The 20,349-nt window shown below is 72.5% G+C and carries 10 protein-coding genes; 1 reads left to right on the forward strand and 9 read right to left on the reverse strand.

Annotation, left to right across the window (positions count from 1 at the left end; genetic code table 11):
- Positions 1-232 precede the first annotated feature (232 nt).
- Positions 233-1,732 (reverse strand): aldehyde dehydrogenase family protein, encoded by a 1,500-nt coding sequence (locus ACH4OA_RS29105; protein ID WP_365880854.1) that lies wholly within the window; start codon positions 1,730-1,732, stop codon positions 233-235.
- A gap of 150 nt (positions 1,733-1,882) precedes the next feature.
- Between ACH4OA_RS29105 and ACH4OA_RS29110 the strand changes: the two genes are divergently transcribed.
- Positions 1,883-2,644 carry an SDR family oxidoreductase gene (locus ACH4OA_RS29110; RefSeq protein WP_365880856.1) on the forward strand — a complete coding sequence of 254 codons (762 nt, stop codon included), beginning with the start codon at positions 1,883-1,885 and terminating at the stop codon, positions 2,642-2,644.
- 50 nt (positions 2,645-2,694) lie between these two features.
- On the opposite strand, the gene ACH4OA_RS29115 is transcribed toward ACH4OA_RS29110, so the two are convergent.
- The 8 genes from ACH4OA_RS29115 to ACH4OA_RS29150 form a co-directional block, all read right to left on the reverse strand.
- Positions 2,695-4,176: a carotenoid oxygenase family protein gene (locus ACH4OA_RS29115; RefSeq protein ID WP_397972085.1), complete on the reverse strand. Its 1,482-nt coding sequence runs from the start codon at positions 4,174-4,176 to the stop codon at positions 2,695-2,697.
- A 24-nt stretch (positions 4,177-4,200) separates the two neighbouring features.
- Entirely contained in the window at positions 4,201-5,448 is a 1,248-nt protein-coding gene (locus ACH4OA_RS29120) for a cytochrome P450 (RefSeq protein ID WP_397940124.1), read from the reverse strand.
- Positions 5,445-7,880 carry a KR domain-containing protein gene (locus tag ACH4OA_RS29125; protein WP_397972087.1) on the reverse strand — a complete coding sequence of 812 codons (2,436 nt, stop codon included), beginning with the start codon at positions 7,878-7,880 and terminating at the stop codon, positions 5,445-5,447. The genes ACH4OA_RS29120 and ACH4OA_RS29125 overlap by 4 nt, the downstream gene beginning before the upstream one ends.
- Positions 7,877-9,349 (reverse strand): cytochrome P450, encoded by a 1,473-nt coding sequence (locus ACH4OA_RS29130; protein WP_397940127.1) that lies wholly within the window; start codon positions 9,347-9,349, stop codon positions 7,877-7,879. Before ACH4OA_RS29130 ends, ACH4OA_RS29125 begins: the two co-directional genes overlap by 4 nt.
- Positions 9,350-9,369: 20 nt before the next feature.
- On the reverse strand, positions 9,370-15,669 hold the full coding sequence (locus ACH4OA_RS29135) for an SDR family oxidoreductase (RefSeq protein ID WP_397972089.1): 6,300 nt from the start codon (positions 15,667-15,669) through the stop codon (positions 9,370-9,372).
- A 63-nt stretch (positions 15,670-15,732) separates the two neighbouring features.
- Positions 15,733-17,145, reverse strand: a complete 1,413-nt coding sequence (locus tag ACH4OA_RS29140; RefSeq protein ID WP_397948417.1) for an acyltransferase domain-containing protein — start codon at positions 17,143-17,145, stop codon at positions 15,733-15,735.
- Between the two features lie 164 nt (positions 17,146-17,309).
- On the reverse strand, positions 17,310-18,158 hold the full coding sequence (locus tag ACH4OA_RS29145) for an LLM class F420-dependent oxidoreductase (protein WP_397940132.1): 849 nt from the start codon (positions 18,156-18,158) through the stop codon (positions 17,310-17,312).
- 9 nt (positions 18,159-18,167) lie between these two features.
- The gene (locus ACH4OA_RS29150) at positions 18,168-19,796 is read right to left on the reverse strand and encodes an AMP-binding protein (protein WP_397948415.1); all 1,629 of its coding nucleotides are present in this window, start codon (positions 19,794-19,796) and stop codon (positions 18,168-18,170) included.
- Positions 19,797-20,349: the final 553 nt, after the last annotated feature.

The raw sequence follows: 20,349 nt of genomic DNA on the forward strand, positions 1-20,349 counted from the left end.
GGGGGGGGGCGGGGAGGTGTGTTTGGTCCTGGGGGGGCTCGGGCGTCCGCACCACTGGAGCGGCCCCCCCGGGGGGGGGGGGGGGGGCGGGGGCGGGGGGGGGGGGCGGGGGGCGCCCCCCCCCGCGGCGCCCCGCCCTGACGCACGACGGCGGATGAGGGCGCCGGCGGCCGGTTCCCGTGGACCGGCCGCCGGCGCCGTCCTGTCCGCCCGCCGGCGCCGCCGGCCGGTGTCAGGACAGATCGGCGATGACCGTCTTGGTCTCCAGGTAGTTCTCCAGCACCGCGTGGCCCATCTCGCGGCCCCAGCCGGACTGCTTGTAGCCGCCGAAGGGCAGCGCCGCGTCGAGCGTGTTCCACGTGTTGACGAAGACCGTGCCCGCCCGCATCGCGTTGGCCGTGCGGAACGCGGTGCCCACGTCCCGCGAGAAGACCCCGGCGGCCAGGCCGTAGACGTTGTCGCGCTCGACGGCGACGATGTCGGCCAGCTCGTCGAAGGGCAGCACGGTCAGGACCGGCCCGAAGATCTCCTCGGACACGACCTTCATGGACGGGGTGACACCGCTGAAGATGGTCGGCGCGAGGAAGTGCCCGGTGTCGCCGATCCGCCGGCCGCCGGTGCGCAGCACCGCGCCCTCGGCGGTGCCGGACTCCACGTACCCCATCACACGGTCGAACTGCTCCCGCGAGACCAGCGGGCCCATCTGCGTCGCCGGGTCGGTGCCCACGCCGACCTTGATCTTCTCGGCCTCGGCCACCAGTCCCTGGACGACGTCCTCCAGGACCGGCCGCTGCACATAGAGCCGGGAGCCGGCCATGCAGGACTCGCCCTGGTTGAAGAAGATCGCACCGGCCGCCCCGGCCACGGCCCGCTCCAGGTCGGCGTCGGCGTAGATGATGTCGGGTGACTTCCCGCCGAGTTCGAGGGTGAGCTTCTTCAGGTTGCCCGCGCTGGCGCGCACGATCTCCTTGCCGACCTCGGTGGAGCCCGTGAAGGCGACCTTGTCGACGTCGGGGTGGGCGGTGAGGGCGGCGCCTGCGTCACCGAAGCCGGTCACGATGTTGACGACACCGTCCGGGATTCCCGCCTCCTGGATCAGCTCGCCCAGGCGCAGCGCGCCCAGCGGTGTCTGCTCGGCCGGCTTGAGGACCACGGTGCACCCGGTGGCGAGGACCGGCGCCAGCTTCCAGGCCGCCATCATCACCGGGAAGTTCCACGGGATGATCTGGCCGACCACGCCGACCGGTTCGCGCTGCGTGTACGACAGGAAGCTGCCCGGCGCCGCCGACGAGAACGGGATGGTGTTGCCCTCGATCTTGGTGGCCCAGCCGGACATGTAGTGGAACAGGTCGGCCGTCATCGGGATGTCCGCGAACGACGCGTAGGTCAGCGGCTTGCCGTTGTCGACCGACTCGATGAGCGCCAGCTCCTCGGCGTGTTCCAGGACGAGGTCGCCGATGCGGTGGATGAGACGGCCGCGCTGCGACGGCGACATGGTGCGCCAGGGCGAGCCCGGCTCGAAGGCGGCGCGGGCCGCGCGCACGGCCCGGTCCACGTCCGCGGCACCGGCCCGGGGCACCCGGGCGATCACCCGCTCGGTCGCCGGGTCCACCGAGTCGAAGGTGGCGCCGTCCAGGGCGTCGACCCACGCGCCGCCGATGAGCATGCGGCGCGGCTCAGGGCTGATGGCCGGGGCGAGCCGGTCCACGGCCGACTGCTCGACTGCCGTCATTTCCGTTCCTCATTCCGTTTGGTATTGCTGACCGATTCTTCGTTGCGGAAATTACGGATGACACAGCTTTCACTCATACCTTGTGCATTTCAGGTGACGGCGCGTACGCTGCCCGCAGAATTCCCACCCCGAAAAGCCGGAGGAGATTCCATGACCAACGCAGTTCCCGCGCCCACCGCCCTGGTCACGGGTGCGGGCCGCGGCATCGGGCGGGCCACCGCCGTGCTGCTCGCCACGCGCGGATACCGGGTCGTCTGCCTGGACGTCGATGCCAGTGCGAAGGAGACGGCGGACCGGACCGGGGGTACGGCCGCCGTGTGCGACGTGCGGGATTCCGCCGCCGTACGGGCGGTGGCCGACGGACTCGACCGGCTCGACCTGCTGGTGAACAATGCCGGGGTCTGGACGTTCAGTACGCTTTCCGAGATCGATGTCGAGCATTACCGCAGGGTGCTCGACACGAATGTGCTGGGAAATCTGATCTGCACCCAGGCGTTCGCTCCCGTCATCGCCCGGAGCGGTGGCGGCGCCATCGTGAATGTCACCTCTTTTCTCGCGCGGACGGCCCGTGCGAACTCCGGCATCTATCCGGCCGCCAAGGCCGCGATCGTCGCCCTCACCGAACAGGCCGCCGCCGAGTACGCGGACGCGGGAATCCGGGTGAACGCGGTCGGTCCCGGTCTGATCTACACCGACGGGGCGGCGAACCTGTACGGGCCCGACGCCGCCGAGCGGGCGCGGCGCGGCGGGCACCTGCCGCTCGGCCGGCTCGGTGAGGCCGAGGACATCGCCGGCGTGATCGCCTTCCTCGGCTCGGACGAGGCCCGCTACGTCACCGGGCAGACCCTGTACGCGGACGGCGGGATATCGGTGGGCACGATGCGTTTCCTGCACCGCGCCTGGACTCCCTGACCGCGGGCCGGGCCGGCCGGGCGGGACGGTTCGCCGTCCGCCCGTCCGGCTCAACCGCTCAGGCGGGGCAGGTCGCTGAAGAAGACGCCGTGGAAGTCGTTCGGGATGTGGTGGGGCACGCGGGCCCGTCCCAGCTCCTCGAAGGAGGCGGCGTCCAGGACGAGCAGGAACGACGTGCCGGTCTTGGCGTCCAGGACTCCGGAGAGCACGACGCCGTCGTCCTCCGCGGTGGCGCCGGGCCGGCCCACGAACACGGCCTCGCTGGGGAAGCTGCCCTTCTCGTACCAGGCCTTGTGGGTGCCTGCCACGACGTCCAGCTTCAGCAGCCGGTTCATCGCCCGCAGGCTGCGCGGGGAGTGGCCGAGGCCGTAGGCGTAGCGGTACGCCTTGCCGTTGTGCGCGCGGTAGTTGATGCGCGGCATCTCCACGCCGGCGTCGGTCAGGTCCACCACGCGTGCCGTCTTTGACGTGCCGCCCAGCGGCAGGGTGAACCGGCGGGCCGCGTAGCCGTAGGCCTGGAGGTCGAACTGGTCCGGCGAGGGCGCCAGGCCCAGCACGCTCTCGTACGGGGTCTCGGTGACGGCGATGTCGATGAGCAGGTCGCTGCCCGTCTCGCTCGCGTTGATGTGGTGGAAGGCGAAGAACGCCGGGCCCTCGAAGGTCCGCGTCACCCGGCCCTCGCGCTTGTCGACGACGAGGAAGCGGGTGCCGCGTTCGGGCTGCCAGCTGAAGCACTCCAGGAACGGATTGCCGGGTTCCAGGAACCGCTCGCGGTCGATGACGACCGGGATCTCCACCAGCACCACGTAGTTCTCGGTGGCGGCGAAGCTGTGCATGTAGCGCGGGTCCTCGCCGGTCTCGATGGTGGCCAGGCGGGTCTGCCGCTGGGTGTCCTCGGGGGTGTAGTAGACGTTGTAGACGGTCTTCTCTCGCATCGCCGTCGTGTAGTTGAGCAGGGCCCGGCGCTCGAAGTCGTAGTGCGGGTGCGGTGTGGACAGCTCGCCGGCGATCTGGTCCTCGAAGGTCAGCTCGCCGATCGTGTCGAGGGTGCGCGGGTCGAACTCCGTGTACAGGGGCTGCTCGTTGAACGCGAAGAAGCGGTTGGCGAGGCGGGTCAGGTTCACGTTGGTGTTGTCGGAGATGTTCGGCGAGTAGGCGGCGAAGTGCCGGCCGAACAGTTCCTGGCACGGGTCGATGCCGAACTGCTTGCCGTAGAGCTGGCCCTTGTTGACCGCCAGGTCGTAGGCCGTGGTGCGCAGGTACTTGTTGGCGTAGGAGACCTGGCCCTCGCCGAAGGAGTAGGCGTGCAGCATGCCGATGCCGTTGAACCAGTGCGTCAGCCGGTAGTCGCCCACCTCGAACTTGGCGGGGCCGTTGCGGATCAGGGTGCCGCTGAGCCACTCGGGCAGCGCGCCCTCGACCGGGAGCCGGTCGATGCGCACCTCCTTGTCCAGGGTGGTGTAGCCGGGGAAGTCGGGCAGCGGCTGTGGTGTGTCGGGGAACGGCGGCAGCGGCTGGGGGGTCTGGGGCATGATCGGGGTTCCTCTCGCCGGGGGCTAGCGCGTGAACGTCATGGGCATGGAGTGCGGGCCGCGGAACGTGGGCGTCTCCGTGCGGTGGATCCCGGAGCGGTCCACCTCCGGGTCGTGCACCCGCCGCACGAACTGCTCCACGGCCACCTCGTTGATCAGCTGGCCGAGCTGGCCGCCGAGGCAGTAGTGGGCGCCGTGGCCGAGCGCGAGGTTCTGGCTGCGGGGCCGGTCCACGTCGAGCCGGTCGGGGTCGGGGAAGACCTCCGGGTCGCGGTGCGCGGCGCCCATCCACACGTAGATCTCCTCACCCGCCCGGACGGTCTGCCCGCCGAGCTCCACATCGCGCACGGGGCGGCGCTTGGTGAGCTGGACGGAGCTGTCGTACCGCATGAGTTCGGGGGTGGCGTACGGCACGAGGGAGGGGTCGGCGGCGAGCCGGGCCAGCACGTCCGGGTGGTCGAGCAGGGCGAGGACGCTGTTGCCGATCTGGTGCGCGGTGGTCGTCTGGCCGGCCGTCAGCATGAAGATGAGGTTGCCGAGCAGTTCCTCCTCGCTGTCGAACTCCCCTTGCGCCCAGGCGTCGGCGAGGGTCTGCATCAGGTCGTCGGTGCGCTCGCCCTCGCGGCGGCGCAGTTGCTCGCGGAAGTAGTCCATGTATTTGGCGATGCTCGCCAGGTGGTAGTCGGGGTGCTCCTTGCTCAGCGGCCCCTCGTCGACGAGCAGGCCCCAGCTGAGGATCCGCTTCCAGAAGCGCTCGCGGTCCTCGACGGGTACGCCGAGGACCGAGCAGACCACGGCGGAGGGCAGCGCCATCGCGTAGTCCTGCATGAAGTCCATCTCGCCGCCCGGCAGCGCCGCGTCCAGCAGAGCGCTCGCGCCGCGCTCGATCTCGCCGCGCATCGCCTCCACGGCGCGCGGCAGGAACGGCTTCATCATCAGTTTGCGCAGCCGCTTGTGGTCCGGGGCGTCGGTGACGAACACCTGCGAGTACAGGGCGCGCAGCGGGGACGCCTGTTCGGGGGCGTGGGTGGCGGGGTCCCACTGGGGTCTGCGGGCCGAGAAGACCGGGTCGCGCAGCGCGGTGAGCGCGGGCTCGTAGCCGGTGACCATCCATGCGCCCTCGTCGCCCATCGTCGGGTCCCACAGGACGGGGCCGGCCTCCCGGACGCGCCGGTAGAGCGGGTAGGGGTCCACGATGTAGCGGGGCGTGTAGACACCCATCATGGACAGTTCGTTGCCGCGGTCGGTGGAATCGGTGAGCTGAACGGTCATCGTGCGTCTCCTGGGTAGCGGAGTGCGTGTACGCGCAGGACGGGCGCGCCCGACGCCTGTTCGGACACGAGCCAGTCGCCGCGCCGGGGGTCTCCTTCGACCACCAGGCGGGCGCCCGACAGCCGGGCCGTGCCGGGCGGGCGCAGCAGGGAGAGGCGCTGGATGTGCAGCTCGGCCGGGCCGTCGGGGTCGGTGGCCCACGTGCGGTGCAGCACGTTCTCCAGTGCCGTCAGCGGCAGGCTCTGTTCGGGCCAGCGCGGCAGCATCCAGAGGTCGTTGGCCGCTGCCTCGGTGAGGTGGGCGAGGACCCGGCCGGGGCCGGCGTCCTGCCAGGGGACGACGGGCAGTACCCGGCCGCGCCAGCGCAGCCGGTGCGCGGCGCCCTGGGCCGGGCGCGGCACACCGGCCGGCTGTGCGGGCGCGGTGGTGGGCGGCGCGTGGGCCGGCCGGTGTACGACGCGCAGGCGGGCCGCCTCGCGGGGCGGTGCGGCACCGGTGCGGTAGACGATGTCGACGTGCCAGTCGCCGTCGGTGTACCGGGCGTGCGCGGTGCGCTCCAAGGGGGCCGTGCCGGCGTCGAGGCGGAGCGCCTCGGGGTGTATCCGGATGTCCTCGATGCGGTCGGGGACGAGGGGGGCGAGGTCCTCGGGCGGCAGCCAGACCGCCGACCACAGGGCGTTCTCCAGGAGCAGCGAGACGGGCAGCGCGGGGGCGCCGTCGACCTCGAAGTCGGTGAGGGCGGGGGCGTAGGCGGTGGTGAGGGTGACCCCGGCGGTCAGGCCGCGGTGCGGTGCGTGGGTGCTCACCTCACCGAGGTGGAAGATGGCCGGGGCGAGGCCGCGGTAGCCGGGCAGGTCCTCGCTGGCGGGGTAGCCGACCGCCTGGAGCGGGCCGAGCGCCTTGCCGAACGGGCCGACGTAGGTGACCTCCCCCCGTGTGCCCGCGGTCAGCTCGGCCAGCCACAGGCGCAGCCCCTCGTCGACGTCGAGGGCGCTCATGTAGCGTAGCGTCGCCTCGAAGTTGGCGACCATGCCGACCCGGTCCCAGGTCGGCCAGCACAGGGTCATCACCGGGAACGGCGCCACCTGGTCGGCCCACAGGGCGAGCCGGGCGAGTCCTTCGTTGGCGGCGCCGTAGTCGAGCTGTCCGACCATGCCGCCGAGCCGGCCGGTGAGGGAGCCGACCGCGCAGAAGAACTTCAGCGGCAGCGCGCGTACCCGCTGGAACAGGTGCAGGAAGCCGTCGGTCTTGGTGGCGACGGTGCGCAGGAACTCCTCGTCGGTCTTCTTGGGGAACCGCGCGGGGGTGTCGACGCCGGCGTTGTGGATGACGGCGGTCGGCGGCCCGTCGAGCTGGGCGAGCAGCCGGCCGACCGCGTCGGGGTCGGTGAAGTCGCAGGTGGCGTAGGTGATCGGCAGGCCGTCGCGGTGCGCCGCGGCGAGGTGGGCGAGCAGATCGCGTTCGCGGCGTGCGGTGGCGATGGCCGCGCGGATCTCGGTGATCGGCCGGCCTTCGGCGCGCAGGTCCCACAGCCCGCGCTCGTGGGCGGCGAAGTCCTGGTCCGGCGCGGTCAGCCAGGGCTTGGCCGCCGGGTCGGGCAGCGGGCCGCGTCCGGTGACCACTACGCGGCAGCCGTGCGTGCGGGCCAGCGCCGTGGCGATGCGCCAGCCGATGCCGCGCCCGCCGCCGGAGACCAGGACCAGGTCCTCGGGGCCGAGCGGGACCAGGGGCGGCCCGGCGTCCTGCGCCTCGGCGCGCAGGGTGAGCCGCTGCCCGTCGCGGTGGCCGACTTCGAACAGGCCCCACCGGTACAGCTCGCGGCAGATCCGGTCGGGCAGCAGGTCGCTGTCGTCGAGCGAGGTGTCCAGGACGCGGGTGTTGCAGTTGGGGATCTCCCGGTGCAGGGTCTTGGCGAGGCCCGCCCAGATGCCGCCGAGCGGCTGCGAGCCGCTGCCCCCGGTGTGGTCCTCGGGTGCGAAGCCCATGCCGCCGCCGAGGTAGGTGACGGCCAGGTAGAAGAGCCTGCGGGTGGCGGTCTCGCCCGCCCAGGGCGCGTAACAGGTGCGCAGGGCGGCGAGGGTGCGCAGCAGGGCCGGTGCGTGGGCACCGGTGCGGGCCGGGTCGAAGGGTTCGGCGAGGGTGAGGTCGACGAGCCCGTCGGGCAGCCCGCCGGCGATCTGCCAGTCCGTGCCGTGTCCGGGGTCCACGAGGACGTGGGCGCCGTGTTCGCGCAGCCGCGCGGCGACACGCGCGGCGAGCCGCGGCGTGCCGCCGAGCACCGCGATACGGGCGCCGGCGATGGCCGGCGCGGTGTGTTCGGGCAGCGCGGGCTGGGGTGCGAGCCGCCAGCGCATGCGGCGTACCGGGGCCACCGCGGGCCCCGTCCCGGCCGGTGTTGCGGGGTGGATGGTCGGTGCGGGGCCTGCGGTCATGTCCGGACCGCTTCCCGGCCCGTGGGCTTGATCTGCATCAGTACCTCGGGCAGGGGGCGCAGCGAGACCAGTGCGCCCGGGGTGACGGGGTGCCCTGAGACCAGGTGGAGCCGGAACCGCTGGGTGATCATGGCGACGGCGAGCTGGATCTCCAGGAGGGCCAGGTCCATGCCGATGCACTTGCGGGCGCCGCCGCCGAAGGGGAAGTAGTCGTAGCGGTCCCGGCCCGCGGCGCGGGCCCCGGTCACGGTCCCGGCCGTCGTCGCCCCGGTCCCGGCCGTCGCTGTTTTCTGCTGGTGGGCGGGGCAGAACCGCTGCGGGTCGAAGGCCTCCGGGTTCTCCCAGACCGCGGCGTTGTGGTGGGCCGCGTAGACGGGGACGAGGACGGTGGTGCCGGCCGGCACGTGGTAGCCGCCGATCTCGTCGTCCTCGACGGCGTCCCGGGGGAAGAGCCAGATCGGCGGGTACATCCGCAGCGACTCGTCCACCACCTGCCGCAGGTAGGGCAGGCTGGGCAGGTCGGCCGCGGTCGGGGTGCGCCCGTCGAGGACCTGCCGCAGTTCCTCGTCGAGGCGGGCCCGGACGTTCTCGTGCTGGGCGACGGCGTACAGCGTCCAGGTCAGGGCGCAGCCGGTGGTCTCGTGACCGGCGAGGAAGAGCGTCTTGAGTTCGGCCCTGATCTGTGTCTGGGTGAACGGCTTGCCGGTGACCGCGTGGGTGGCGTTCAGGAGGGCGGTGACGACGCTGTCGGGGCTGCCGCCGCCGGCCCGGTGCAGGTCGATGATCTCGTCCATGACGCCGTTGAGGACGCTCTGGTGGTGTTTGAGCTGGCGCTGGTAGCGGGTCGGCACCCAGCGCGGCAGCATCTGCTTGACCTCACCGGTGAGGATCATCGCCTTGAGCGAGAAGCGCACCGCGGGCATCAGGCGGTCGGCGTAGTCGCGCAGGTCGACGCCGTAGAGCAGGCGGCCGAGCACGCCCATCGCCAGCCACATCATGTCGTCGGTGATGTCGACGTCCTTGCCTTCGGCGGCGGCCTCGTCCCAGCGGGTGAGCAGTTCCTCGACGGTGTCGGTGATGGTGCCCGCGCCCTCCCGCAGCCGGGTCCGGTTGAAGAAGGGCTGGGTGACGGAGCGGCGGGTGCGCCATTCGGGGCCGTCGGTGGTGAGCATGCCCCGGCCGAAGAACAGGTTGAAGCCGCGGTAGAAGCGGCCGCGCACATAGTTGCGGGCGTTGTCCTGCAAGACGTGCTTGACGTGTTCCGGCTGGGTGATCTGGTGGACCAGGTAGGGGCCCATCTTCATCCGGGCGATGCCGCCGAACTGCCGTTGCAGTTCCACCAGCAGCTTGAGGGTGTCCTTCTTGAAGCTGCTGAGGGCGCCGAACAGGACGCTGCCCTCGGGCCCGGGTGCCTGCCGGCGGCTCTGCTGCGGCGCGGCCGTGCCGGTGCCGGCCTCGGTGCTCGACAAGGGGGTCTCCTTCTTGGGTGTCATCGGCCGTTCGCTCCCACCGGGTCGCGGCGCGGGTCCGGGTCGGGCACCGGCTGTTTGTCCGGGGTGTGCAGGGCGCCGGTGACGGCGTCGACATAGCCGATGACGGTGGCGCTGACGTCCTTCATCTGCAGGACGACCCGGCCGCCGGGAGCCACCGCGACGAAGCGGTTGTCGGGGGCCGGCTGGGTCATGTCGAACGCGGGCGGCGTCGCGTAGAGGTCCAGCTCGCCGTAGCGCTCGGTCAGTTGCAGATCGTTGCCGGTCTCGTACAGGTCGATGCGGCGGATGGACAGCGGGGCGGCGATCGGGATGAGCCGGCCGTCGACGAGGTGCAGGACGCCGGTGCGGGCCAGGCCGTCCAGGAGGATCGAGGGGGCCGTGAAGCGGCTGAACGCGGGGTCGTCCGGGCGGAGGTCGAGGTGGTACGTGGCCCGCTTGCCCAGCGGGTTGAGGCGGGTGTCGCGGGTCGAGACGAACGGTCCGGTCAGCGACACCGGTGAGGCCGGCACGTGGTAGGGGTCGGTGATCGGCTGCTCCCCCGCCGGGTCCCAGGCGTCCCAGCGCGGTGCCGGACTGTGCTCGGCGGCCAGCAGCACCCGGGCGGTGAAGTGCGGGCGGTCCTCTGCGAGCAGCACGCCGCCGGGCGAGCGCACGTCGGTGGTGATACGGACCGTCACCGTGGTCAGCTCGGGAGTGCGGGTCTCGACCTTCGCCGCGATCCGCTTCGGGGCGGACGGCGTGGTCTCGTACACCCGCAGGAAGTGGTGGAACACCAGGTCCTCGAAGGCGACGACCTTCAGGCCCGGCACCAGTTCCCGGGCCGCCTGGGCGGCGAGTTCGGTGACGAACGTGCCCGGCAGGGTGGGAACGCCGCGCACCTGGTGGTGGCGGAGGTAGCTGTCGGCGGTCAGGTCGAAGACGCACTCGTGGACGGCCTCGCCGGGGGCCGAGGACACCTTCTTGCGCAGGTAGGACCAGCCGTCGCCGGCGGGCGGCGCGGCGGTGAGATAGCCCGGGTAGAACCGTTCGACGGTGGCCTGTTCGGCCTCGCCGATGTGCACCACCGACGGCGCGGTACGCGCGGTCCGCAGCTCCCGCACGAAGTGGTCGACACCTTCGGCGACCGGCATGTGGCTGTAGGAGCCGGCCCGTTTGAAGTAGGCCTTCGTCAGCTCGTTCGCGCCCATGCCGACGCCGTCCCACAGGGTCCAGCCGATGGTGAACTCCCCGTCGCCGCGCGTGGCGTGGGCCCAGGTCGCGGCCGAGGCGAGGAAGTCGTTGCCGGCGGCGTAGTCGGGCTCGCCGAGCTGCCCGAAGTAGCCTAGCAGCGAGCCGAAGTTGCACCAGCTGCGCGGCGGACGTCCGGCGAAGGCCCGCCGCAGGTTGCGGTAGCTGCGCACCTTCAGGTCGCGGATGGAGGTGAATTCGGCGAACGACTTGTCCTTGATGAGCGCGGAGCGCTGGCGGCCCGCCGCGTTGATCAACAGGTCGACTCCGCCGGGCTGTTCGGACAGGACGCGGTCGACGGCGGCCTGTACGGCGTCGGCGTCCTGGACGTCGCAGGCGAGATAGGTGACCCGGTCGGCGCCGCAGTGCTCCTGCATGGCGCGGATGTTGGCGCGGGCGGCGCGGGCATCGGTCATCCGGTCGAAGTCCCGGTTGATCTGCGCGACGCTGCGGCCGGCGCCGCCGACGAGCTGCTTGCGTATGTAGGTCTGCCGGGTGGCGGCGAACGCCTCGTCGTCGCCCTCGAAGACCTGGGCCGGGTAGCTGTCCAGCGGGTTGCTGCCGATCAGGTAGATCCGTGGCCGGTAGCGGGCGGCGAGGGCCTTGACGACCTCGGCGGTGATGCCGCGGGCCCCGCCGACTGCGAGTACCACGGCGTCCTGACCGGGCAGGCCCGGGCCGGCGGGCTCGGGGGCCGCCGGGGCGAGGGTGTAGCCGAGGCGCCGGTTCCCGTCCAGGAAGACGGCGGGCAGCAGACGGGTCGCGGTGGATTCCCGCTCGGCGGCCAGGGCGGCGCCGCGCACACCGCGCGCGTCGGTGCTCAGCGCGAAGGCGAGGCAGTTCGCCAGCTCCAGGTGGGCGCACTTGACGAGGCCGGTGAACAGGCCGGTGAAGGGGTGCGGCACGCCGTTGTCGAGGGCGCCGGTCAGCAGCGTGATGAAGGAGGAGCCGGCCGCGGACAGGTCGTCGTAGGCGTGCTGCAGCGTCAGGTACGCCGCGTCGTGCAGGGCGAGGAGGGAGGCGGCCCCTTCCTCCAGCGACGCGGGCACGGGCGCGGTGCGTGCGAGGTCGGTGACGACGCGCAGGTGCCGGACGGGCCCCCGGTGCTCGGCGAGCGCGGCCCGCACGGTCTCTTCGGTCACCTTCGGCAGGTGGTGCCAGCCCGGCTTGGTGAGGTCGATCGGCGCGGTGGACAGGACGGTGGCGTCCTCGGGCAGGTGGCGCAGGCTGGCGCCGAGGTCCGGCAGGTCGGTGAGGACGACGACGCCCGGCGGCAGGAACGGGACGCGGTCCACGGTGCCGGTGGTGTCGGCGAGCTCGGTCAGCCGCGGGACGTACCGGACGACGGATGCCTCGGGGCCACTGTCCGGGCCGGGGGACGCGGGTGCGGCGGCAGGCGCGGAGTTGGCGGAGGTCGCGGAGGCGGCGGAGGTCGCGGGGGCCGCAGGTTCCGCCGGAGGCGCCGGGGTGGCCGGGACCGGGGGCGCCGGGTTGGCTGCGACCGCGGAGTTCGCGGGGCCGGCGGGGTCGGGGGCGAGCGCGCCGGTGACGGTGAGCGTGAGGTGGGTGGCGGGGAGGCCGGGGTCCGGGGCGCAGGTGACGGTCACCCGGCCGGCGGGGCGGTGCAGCGCCTCCAGGACGGCGAGGGCACCCGCCGCGCCCAGGTAGTGGGCGCGCCCCGGGCCGGCGGCGTCCGGCATGACGTCGATGCGTTCGGCGCCACGCGGCGGTTCTCCGCCGACGCTCAGCTCGTCGACGTAGCCCAGGATGTCCAGGCCGGCCGCCCGCGCCGTCTCCTCCGTGGTGAGGGTGAACAGGAAGGAACCCTCGGCCAGCGGCGGCCGGCCCGGGCCGCGCCCGCACACCCCGTCGAGCAGGGTGTCGTACTCGGGCAGCGAGTTGCCGTTGATGCCGCCCGCGAGCGCGAACCGCAGCTCGCCCGTGCGCAGGTAGCGGCAGGCGGTCTCGATCGCGGCGAGGGCGGAGGCCGGGCCCGCGTCGAGCGTGATGTTGGGGCCCTTGAGGTCGAAGTGGTTGGCGACGCGCGCCGAGATGATGTTCGGCATCATGCCGGGGAACGAGTCCTCGTTGGAGGCCGGGATCTGGCCCCGCACCCGTTCCCGCACGCCCGCCAGGAGCGCGTCCAGGCCGGGCAGGCCGGCGGTGGCGGGGTCCGCGGTCAGCGTCTTGTCGATGTCGTCGAGGAAGCAGCGGTTGGCGAAGAGCATGGCGGCGCGGGTCGGGCCCATGTTGCCGACGAAGACCCCGGCCGACGTGGTGTTCGCGTCCCAGAAGCCGGTGAGCCGGCCGCGCAGGTCGTGGGCGCACTCCAGGATCATCAACTGGCAGCGGTCGATGGTGCGTACGGTCGCCGGGGGCATCCGCACCTTCTGGAACGGCGGCGGCGGATACGTCGCGCCGAAGCTGTCCTGAGGCCGGCCGGTGCCGCCGGTGACCCAGTCGCTGACCCCGTCCCGGTCGAGGCCGGGCACGTGCGCGGACCAGGCCACGACGGCGATGCGCTGCGCGGCGGCCGGGGCGGGCGCCTTGCGCGGGGCGGGCCGGTCCGGGCGGTCCTCCTGCACGATCAGATGGGCGTTGGTGCCGCCGAAGCCGAAGCCGGAGACCGCGGCGGTGCGCGGACGCTCGGATCCGGCGGGCCAGGGCACCGGCTCCTTCGGTATCTCCAGGCGCGTGGTGTCCAGGGCGAAGTCGGGCTGCGGCGAGGAGTAGCGGAACTGGCGCGGGATCGTCTCGTGCTCCATCGCCAGCAGCGCCTCGATCACGGAGACCACGCCGGCCGCCCAGCCGGTGTGCCCGATCAGGGACTTGTTCGAGGTGACGTACCCGGTGCGGTCCTGGCCGAAGTGGGCGCGCAGCGTGGTGAACTCGGCGAGGTCGCCGGCCGGGGTGCCGGTGGCGTGCGCGATGATCCAGTCGACATCGCGGGCGCTGACGTCGCCGTCGAGCGCGGCCCGCACCGCCAGGTCCTGGCCGGCGGAGTTGGGGGCGTAGATCGCCTTGCCCTTGCCGTCGGAGGAGGCGCCGAACTCCTTCAGGACGCCCAGGACGCGGTCGCCGTCACGGCGGGCGTCGCGCAGCCGCTTCAGTACGACGACACCCGCGCCGTCCGCGAAGATCACGCCGTCGGCCTTGGCGTCCAGGGAGTGCACGGCGCCGCGCTTGGACAGGCCCTGCAGCTTGGAGAACAGGACGGTGCCGCGCGGGGCGAGGGCGAAGGCGCCGCCGCACACGGCGATGTCGTGCTTGCCGGTCTGCAGCCCCTTGACGCCGATGTCGACGGCGTACAGGGACGACGAGCAGGCGGTGTCCACCATCTGCAGTTCGGTGTCCTTGGGCAGGATGCCGTCCATCGCCAGCTGGCCCACGCGGTGCGGGAGGAAACGGGCCGGGTCCTGGGCGCCGCGCCAGTAGCGCCGGGCCAGGGTGTCGTGCACGGTGCCGAGCAGCCGCTCGCGTTCCTGGGCGCTCAGCCCGAGCTCCTCGGCGGTCTCGCGGGCCCGGTCGTCGATGCCGGCGAGTACCCCGGCCTCCTCCAGGTGCTGGCTGCCGTCGGGGGTGTAGCCAACGAGGAAGGCGTACCGGGCGTCGCCGGACCGGTGCACACCGTCGAGCGCCTGTACGAGGCTGTGCCGCAGCCAGGTGGTGGTCAGCTCGTGGTCACCGGCGTCGCCCATCGTGTCGACGGACCCGCGCACCGGCTCGAAGTCCGTGATGAACACACAGGTGTCCTGGTACGACTTGTCCTCGGCGGCGGTGTCCGGGGAGTGGAACGTGGCCCGTTCCCAGCGGTCCTGCGGTACCGGGATGAAGAGTTCGGCGCCCTGGGTGCGCAGTTCCCAGAACTCGCTGGGGCTGTTGGCACCGGCGACGGCCAGGCCCATGCCGACGACGGCGATGTCGTCGGGCTCGATGTCCGCCACGAGGGCGGAGGCGCTGTCCGGCACGGCGACGGGCGTGACATCGGGCACGGGGCGCGGGTCCGGTGCCGGCGCGGATGCCTGGACGGCCGCGGGGCTGGGTGCCGGAACGGGCGCGGACCCGGATGCCGGGGCGGGTGCCGGAACGTGTGCGAGCGCAGGCGCCGGAACGGCAGCAAGGCCGGATGCCGCGGCGGGCGTGGAGCCGGATGCAGGGCTGGGCGCCGGAACGGGCGCCGGGGTGTCGGCCGGCGGTTCGGCGGCTGCCGCGGTGGTGGTGGCCGGCTCGCCGGTGGCGGGGCCGTCGGCGGCGGTGTCCTGCCCGTGCGCCGCCGGCTGTCCGGCCGGGGGCCGCGGTGACATCAGGGCCGCGCCCAGGCTCAGTCCGCCGTCCGCGAGCACCACCTGGCCCGTGATCCAGCTCGCGTCGTCGGAGGCGAGGAAGGCCACCACGGCGGCGAACTCCTCCGGGCGGCCGAGCCGGCCGAACGGAGTGGCCTCGCGTATGGTGCGCTGCATCTCGGCGGCGTGCGGGAACTGGTCCGCCACCTCACTGGTGAGCATCGCCGCCGACGCCGTGTTCACGCGGATGCCCAGGGGCGCGAACTCCACCGCGAGATAACGGGTGGTGGCCTCCGCGGCGGCCTTGGCGGGGGCGCACGCGAGGTAGTTGGCCATGACCATCTGGGAACTGCCCAGCGCGGACAGCTGGATGATGGACCCGCCGCCGCGCCGTGCCATCAGCGGGGCGGCGGCGCGGGCGCAGCGCAGGGACCCCTTGTAGTTGGTGTCGATCGCCTTGTCGAGGTGGGCGTCGGTGATCTCGTCGAGCGGGACCAGCGCTCCGTTGGCCGCGTTGTTGACCAGGATGTCCAGGTACCCGAACTGTTCGTCGATCTGCGCGAACATCCGGTCCACCTGGTCCTGGCGGGCCACCGAACCCCGTATGAGGTCCACCTCGGCGCCCAGTGCGCGCAGTTCGTCGCGCAGGGCGCCGGCCTCCTCGTGGGAGTGGAAGTAGTTCACCAGGACGTGGGCGCCCCGCAGGGCGAGTTCCCGGGCCACGGCGCGTCCGACGTTCCTGGCCCCTCCGGTGACCAGCGCCAGCTTGCCCTTGAGCTGTTGCATGGATCGCTCACTCCTTATGGCTGTTGCCTGTCCGCTGGTCACAGCGCGCACCGGTCCGGGGGTTCAGCCGGCGAGGGCGGTCTCGCCCCTGAGGTTGGCGTGGACGAGGGAGACGACCTTGCCGAACGTGTCGTACGAGGCGAGCCGGAATCCGGCCTCGCGCGGCGGCAGCCCGTAGTGCTTGGTGACGCGGGCGAGCAGTTCGACCTGCTTGACGGAATCGACGCCGAGTTCGGCCTCCAGGAGCACGTCCTCGGTGAAGACCTCCTCCGGGTACTCCAGGGCCTCGGCGTAGGTGGTGCGCACCACGGAGGCGACCTCGTCGTAGGGCGGGATAGCCGAGGCGGCGGGCGCGGCGGGCGCGGCGGGCGCGGCGGCCGGTGCGGGACTCGACACGGGGCCGGGCGCGGACGGCTCGCCGGTCAGCTCGGCGCGGACCAGTTCGACCAGGCGGGACCCGAAAGCCTCCCAGAATTCTTCCACGGTGGGCACGGTGATGCCTTCCAATCCGGTGAGGAGCGCGTCCAGGGCCAGTTCGCCCTTCGCATCGAGGGCGAATGAGGACCGGACGGTCGCTTCGGAACGGGGAACATTGCGCAGAACGAGCTTTCCGAGGGCGCCGAGGGCACCGGACTCGATGAATACGCGGAACTCTTCGGCGTGCAGTTGCCGTATGGCTCCGGCGAAGTTGACCGGCAGCACGAAATGACGGGAAAGGCATTCCGTGAGCACATCGGAATCCGTGTAGAGACGCTGGAGGATCGGCGAGTACACGGGCACGTCGAGGGGGCGCTGGACGAGAGGGGCGATGCGCTGTGCGAAGAGCGGCACGAGCGGTTCGAGGACGGGGTTGTGGAACGGGAACGGCGAGTTGAGTTCGACCGCGCCGGCGTCGATGTGCCCGGCGATGCCGACGACGCGTTCCAGGGCGCGGGCCGGTCCGCTGATCACGGTCTGGGCCGGGTGGTTCTCGCTGGCCACGGCGAGCAGTTCGTCTCCGACCAGGTCGATGATCTTGCGTACCTGGTCGGCGGGCAGGGCGAGCGCCGCCATGCGGCCCGCGCCGAGTCCGGCCTCCATGATGACGCGGGCCCGCTCGGCGGTGATCCGCGCGCCGTCGGCGACGCTGAACGCGCCGGCGGCCACCAGGGCGGCGATCTCGCCGAGGCTGTGGCCGACGTGCGCGTCGGCCCGTACGCCGTGGGCGTCGAGCACGCTGAACGCGGCCATGTCGCTCGCGTAGATGGCGAGCTGGGAGACCCAGGCGGGGTGGCGCAGGATCGTCGCCGCGTCGAGGATCTCTCCTTCGAGCAGCAGCTCGGATATGCGCTGGCCGAAGAGTTCCTCGGCGACGGTGTCCACTTCTTTGAGGACGTGTTCCACCTGGGGGTGCCGGGCGTGAGCGAGCCGCAATGCGGCGCCGTCGAAAGCACCTTGCCCGGGGAAGAGAAAAACTGTTTTCTCTTTCGGCTTCATTGCTCGCAACCTTCCTTAGACGCCTCGGTCGAGTGAACCATCTCGTCGGCGCCCAGGAAATTGGACCTAAGTACACGCACCTGTTCGACGCTCGCCGGCACGTGCACAGGCCCGTCCGCCGGTTCGGCGGACGGGCCTCGGGGTGTTGCGGTGTGCGGGCCGTGTCAGTGCAGCAGGCCGTCCAGCATCCGGGCGGTCTGCTCGAGCTGGTCCCGTACCTGCTGGGTGGGGCCGGCGGTGACGGGGATCAGGATGCGGGTGACGCCGGCCGCCGCGTAGTCGGGGATCTCCTCGGGGGTGCGCAGTCCGCCGTACAGGGTGATGGGCAGCGGGCCGCGGCCGGCCGCGCGGGCGAGCGCGCGCAGTTCCTCGGCCTGGCGGGTGAGCTGGCCGAGGTGGGTGGCGAGCGGGAACCAGCCGTCGCCGTACTCCACCACGCGGCGCAGCACGTGCCGGCCGTTGCCGCCGACGAGGACCGGCGGGTGGGGCCGGCGGGCGGGCTTGGGCCAGGACCAGATGCGGTCGAAGGAGACGTGGGTGCCGTGGAAGGTCGCCTCGTCCTGGGTCCAGATCGCTTTGACCGCGCGGACGTGCTCGCCCATCCGCTCGAACCGGGTGGCGGGGTCGACGCCGTGGTTGCGCATCTCCTCGGCGTTCCAGCCCGCTCCGACACCGAGGACCAGGCGGCCGCGCGCGAGCTGGTCCAGGCTCGCGGTCTCCTTGGCCAGGATGATCGGGTCGCGCTGGTTGACCAGGCAGATGCCGGTGCCCAGCAGGATCCGTTCGGTGACCGAGGCGGCCGCGGTCAGCGCGATGAACGGGTCCAGGTTGCGGTAGTAGCGCGAGGGCAGTTCGCCACCGGTCGGGGAGGGCGACTCGCGTGACGCGGGGATGTGGGTGTGTTCGGTGAAGAACAGCGACTCGAACCCCAGGTCCTCCGTCATGCGGGCCAGTTCCGTGACCGCGATCCCGTCGTAGACGGGGAAGGTCACCACTCCGAATTCCACGCTCATGTCCTTTGCTCAGTTCTGCCGTGCCGGCTGCCCGGTGCGCCGGGGGGAAAGCCCGGCCAGCTCACGGCGCAGCACCTTCCCCGCGGCGGAGCGCGGGATCGCCTCCACGATCCGCACGGTGCGGACCTTCTTGTACGGCGCCACGCGCGCGGCGACGTACTGGATCAACTCCTCCTCCACCGCCCCGGGCGCGTGCTGTGCCGCGTCCGGGGCGAGGACGACGTAGGCCGCCGGGTACTCCTCGCCGTACTCGTCCACGGCGCCGGCCACGCCCGCGTCGGCGACCAGCGGATGGCCGAGGAGGCAGCCCTCCAGCTCGCCGGGGGCTATCTGGTAGCCCTTGTACTTGATGAGGTCCTTGACCCGGTCGCGCAGCTGGATCCAGCCGTCCGCGTCGATCAGGCCCACGTCCCCGGTGCGCAGCCACCCCTCGGCGTCCACGGCCCTCGACTGCTCCTGCGGGCCGCCGGCGCCGGACGCGTAGCCCTTCATCAGCTGGGGGCCGCGCACCCACAGCTCGCCTTCCTCGCCTGCGGGCAGGAGCCGCCCGTCGGTCACGGAGACCACCCGCAGCTCGGTCATCGGCAGCAGCCGGCCCACGGAGCCGGGCGGCGGGGTCTCGCCGTCGGGCGGCACGGTGATGCCCGGTGACATCTCCGTCATGCCGTAGGCCTGCACCACCGGGACACCGGTGCGCCGCTGCACCTCGGCGGCCACCTCGCTCTTCAACGGGGCGGCCGAGCTGAGGAACTGACGTACCGTCGGGAACGCGGCGGGTCCGGCCGACGGGTGCTTGAGCAGCGCGACGGCGATGGGCGGGGCGATCAGGGCGTGTGTGACGCGGTGCTCGGCGAGCGTGTCCAGGAACGTCTCGAAGCGGAAGCGGGGGACGATGACCAGCGTGGCACCGCCGCGCAGGCTGAGGCCGATCAGGGTGGTGAAGCCGTAGGCGTGGAAGAACGGCAGCACCGCCAGGACCCGGTGGTCGGGACCGACGCGCATCGCGTGGTTCATCTGGGCGATGTTCGCGGTCAGGTTGGCGTGGGTGAGCAGCACGCCCTTGGGTGCGGCGGAGGTGCCGCTGGAGTAGGGCAGCAGGGCCACGTCGGCGGCCGGGTCCACGGCGCACGGCGGCAGCCGGACACCGTGAGCGGCGGTGCTCAAGTCGGCGATGTCCCGCAGCCCCGAGGTGTCCCCCGCTTCCTTCTCCACGACGAAGACCTCGTCGACGGCGCCGGCCGCACGCGCGGCGAGGGCGAGCGGCACCAGCGCGGCGGCGCTGACCACGGCGCGCGCCCCGCTGCCGGCGAGGTGGGCGGTCAGCTCGGCGCCGGTGGCGAGCGCGTTGACGGGGGTGACCACGGCACCCGCGCGCAGCGCGGCGAGGCAGATCACCGGGTACAGCAGACAGTTGGGCGCGTGCACGGCCACCACGTCACCGGGCCGGATCCCGCTGTGCAGCAGACCCGCCGCCACCGACTCGACCAGATCGGCGAGTTCGCCGTAGCTCAGCGTGCTCCCGGTCACGGAGTCGACGAGCGCCGGACGGCCGCCGTGCGCACGCGCGTGCTCCAGGACGTAGGACACCACGTCGACGTCCGGCAGGTCGATGGCCGGGAACCGACTGGGATGGATCATGTTTCCTCCCGAGAAGAGAGCCCCGCGGCGGCACCACAGAGAGCATGGCGGCGGCGTGGGGACCGCGGCGGTACCGCGCGGGCCGTGGCGGTGACGCAGGGACCGTGACGACGGCACGGGGGCCGTGACGATGACGCAGGGCCGTGACGGTACCGCAGGGGCCGTGGCGATACCGGCGGTTGTGGTGACGCGAGGGGCATGGCGGTGTCACAGGGACCGCGGCGGCGCCGCGCGGACCGTGACGGCGCGGAGACCGGCAGCGGTGTGCTGGGGACCGTAGCAGTGCCGCGGCGACCCTAGCGATACCCCCGCGGGACCGGAGTGGCGTCGCGCGGGCCGGCACTGCGGCAGGAACCGCCGCGGCGCCGCGGCCGCGGGGGTGCCGCGCGGACCGTGGCGCCGTGCGGACCGTGACGGGCCGCAGGGGCCGCGGCGGTGCCGCGGCCCCGGGAGTCGTCTCAGCTGCGTGGTGGTGCGGGTGTGGTGGTGGGTGCGGGTGTGGTGGTGGGGGTGGTGGTGGTGTTGTGGCGGGTGATGAGGGTGCGGGCGGTTT

Source organism: Streptomyces sp. NPDC017095 (assembly GCF_044332325.1).
GTDB lineage: Bacteria > Actinomycetota > Actinomycetes > Streptomycetales > Streptomycetaceae > Streptomyces.

What these genes read in the sequence shown, in the direction of transcription:
- ACH4OA_RS29110 (WP_365880856.1), top strand. Translation starts at nt 1,883, where the DNA reads ATGACCAACGCAGTTCCCGCGCCCACCGCCCTGGTCACGGGTGCGGGC.
- ACH4OA_RS29125 (WP_397972087.1), bottom strand. Translation starts at nt 7,880, where the DNA reads ATGACCGCAGGCCCCGCACCGACCATCCACCCCGCAACACCGGCCGGG.
- ACH4OA_RS29150 (WP_397948415.1), bottom strand. Translation starts at nt 19,796, where the DNA reads ATGATCCATCCCAGTCGGTTCCCGGCCATCGACCTGCCGGACGTCGAC.
- ACH4OA_RS29135 (WP_397972089.1), bottom strand. Translation starts at nt 15,669, where the DNA reads ATGCAACAGCTCAAGGGCAAGCTGGCGCTGGTCACCGGAGGGGCCAGG.
- ACH4OA_RS29120 (WP_397940124.1), bottom strand. Translation starts at nt 5,448, where the DNA reads ATGACCGTTCAGCTCACCGATTCCACCGACCGCGGCAACGAACTGTCC.
- ACH4OA_RS29145 (WP_397940132.1), bottom strand. Translation starts at nt 18,158, where the DNA reads ATGAGCGTGGAATTCGGAGTGGTGACCTTCCCCGTCTACGACGGGATC.
- ACH4OA_RS29105 (WP_365880854.1), bottom strand. Translation starts at nt 1,732, where the DNA reads ATGACGGCAGTCGAGCAGTCGGCCGTGGACCGGCTCGCCCCGGCCATC.
- ACH4OA_RS29140 (WP_397948417.1), bottom strand. Translation starts at nt 17,145, where the DNA reads ATGAAGCCGAAAGAGAAAACAGTTTTTCTCTTCCCCGGGCAAGGTGCT.
- ACH4OA_RS29115 (WP_397972085.1), bottom strand. Translation starts at nt 4,176, where the DNA reads ATGCCCCAGACCCCCCAGCCGCTGCCGCCGTTCCCCGACACACCACAG.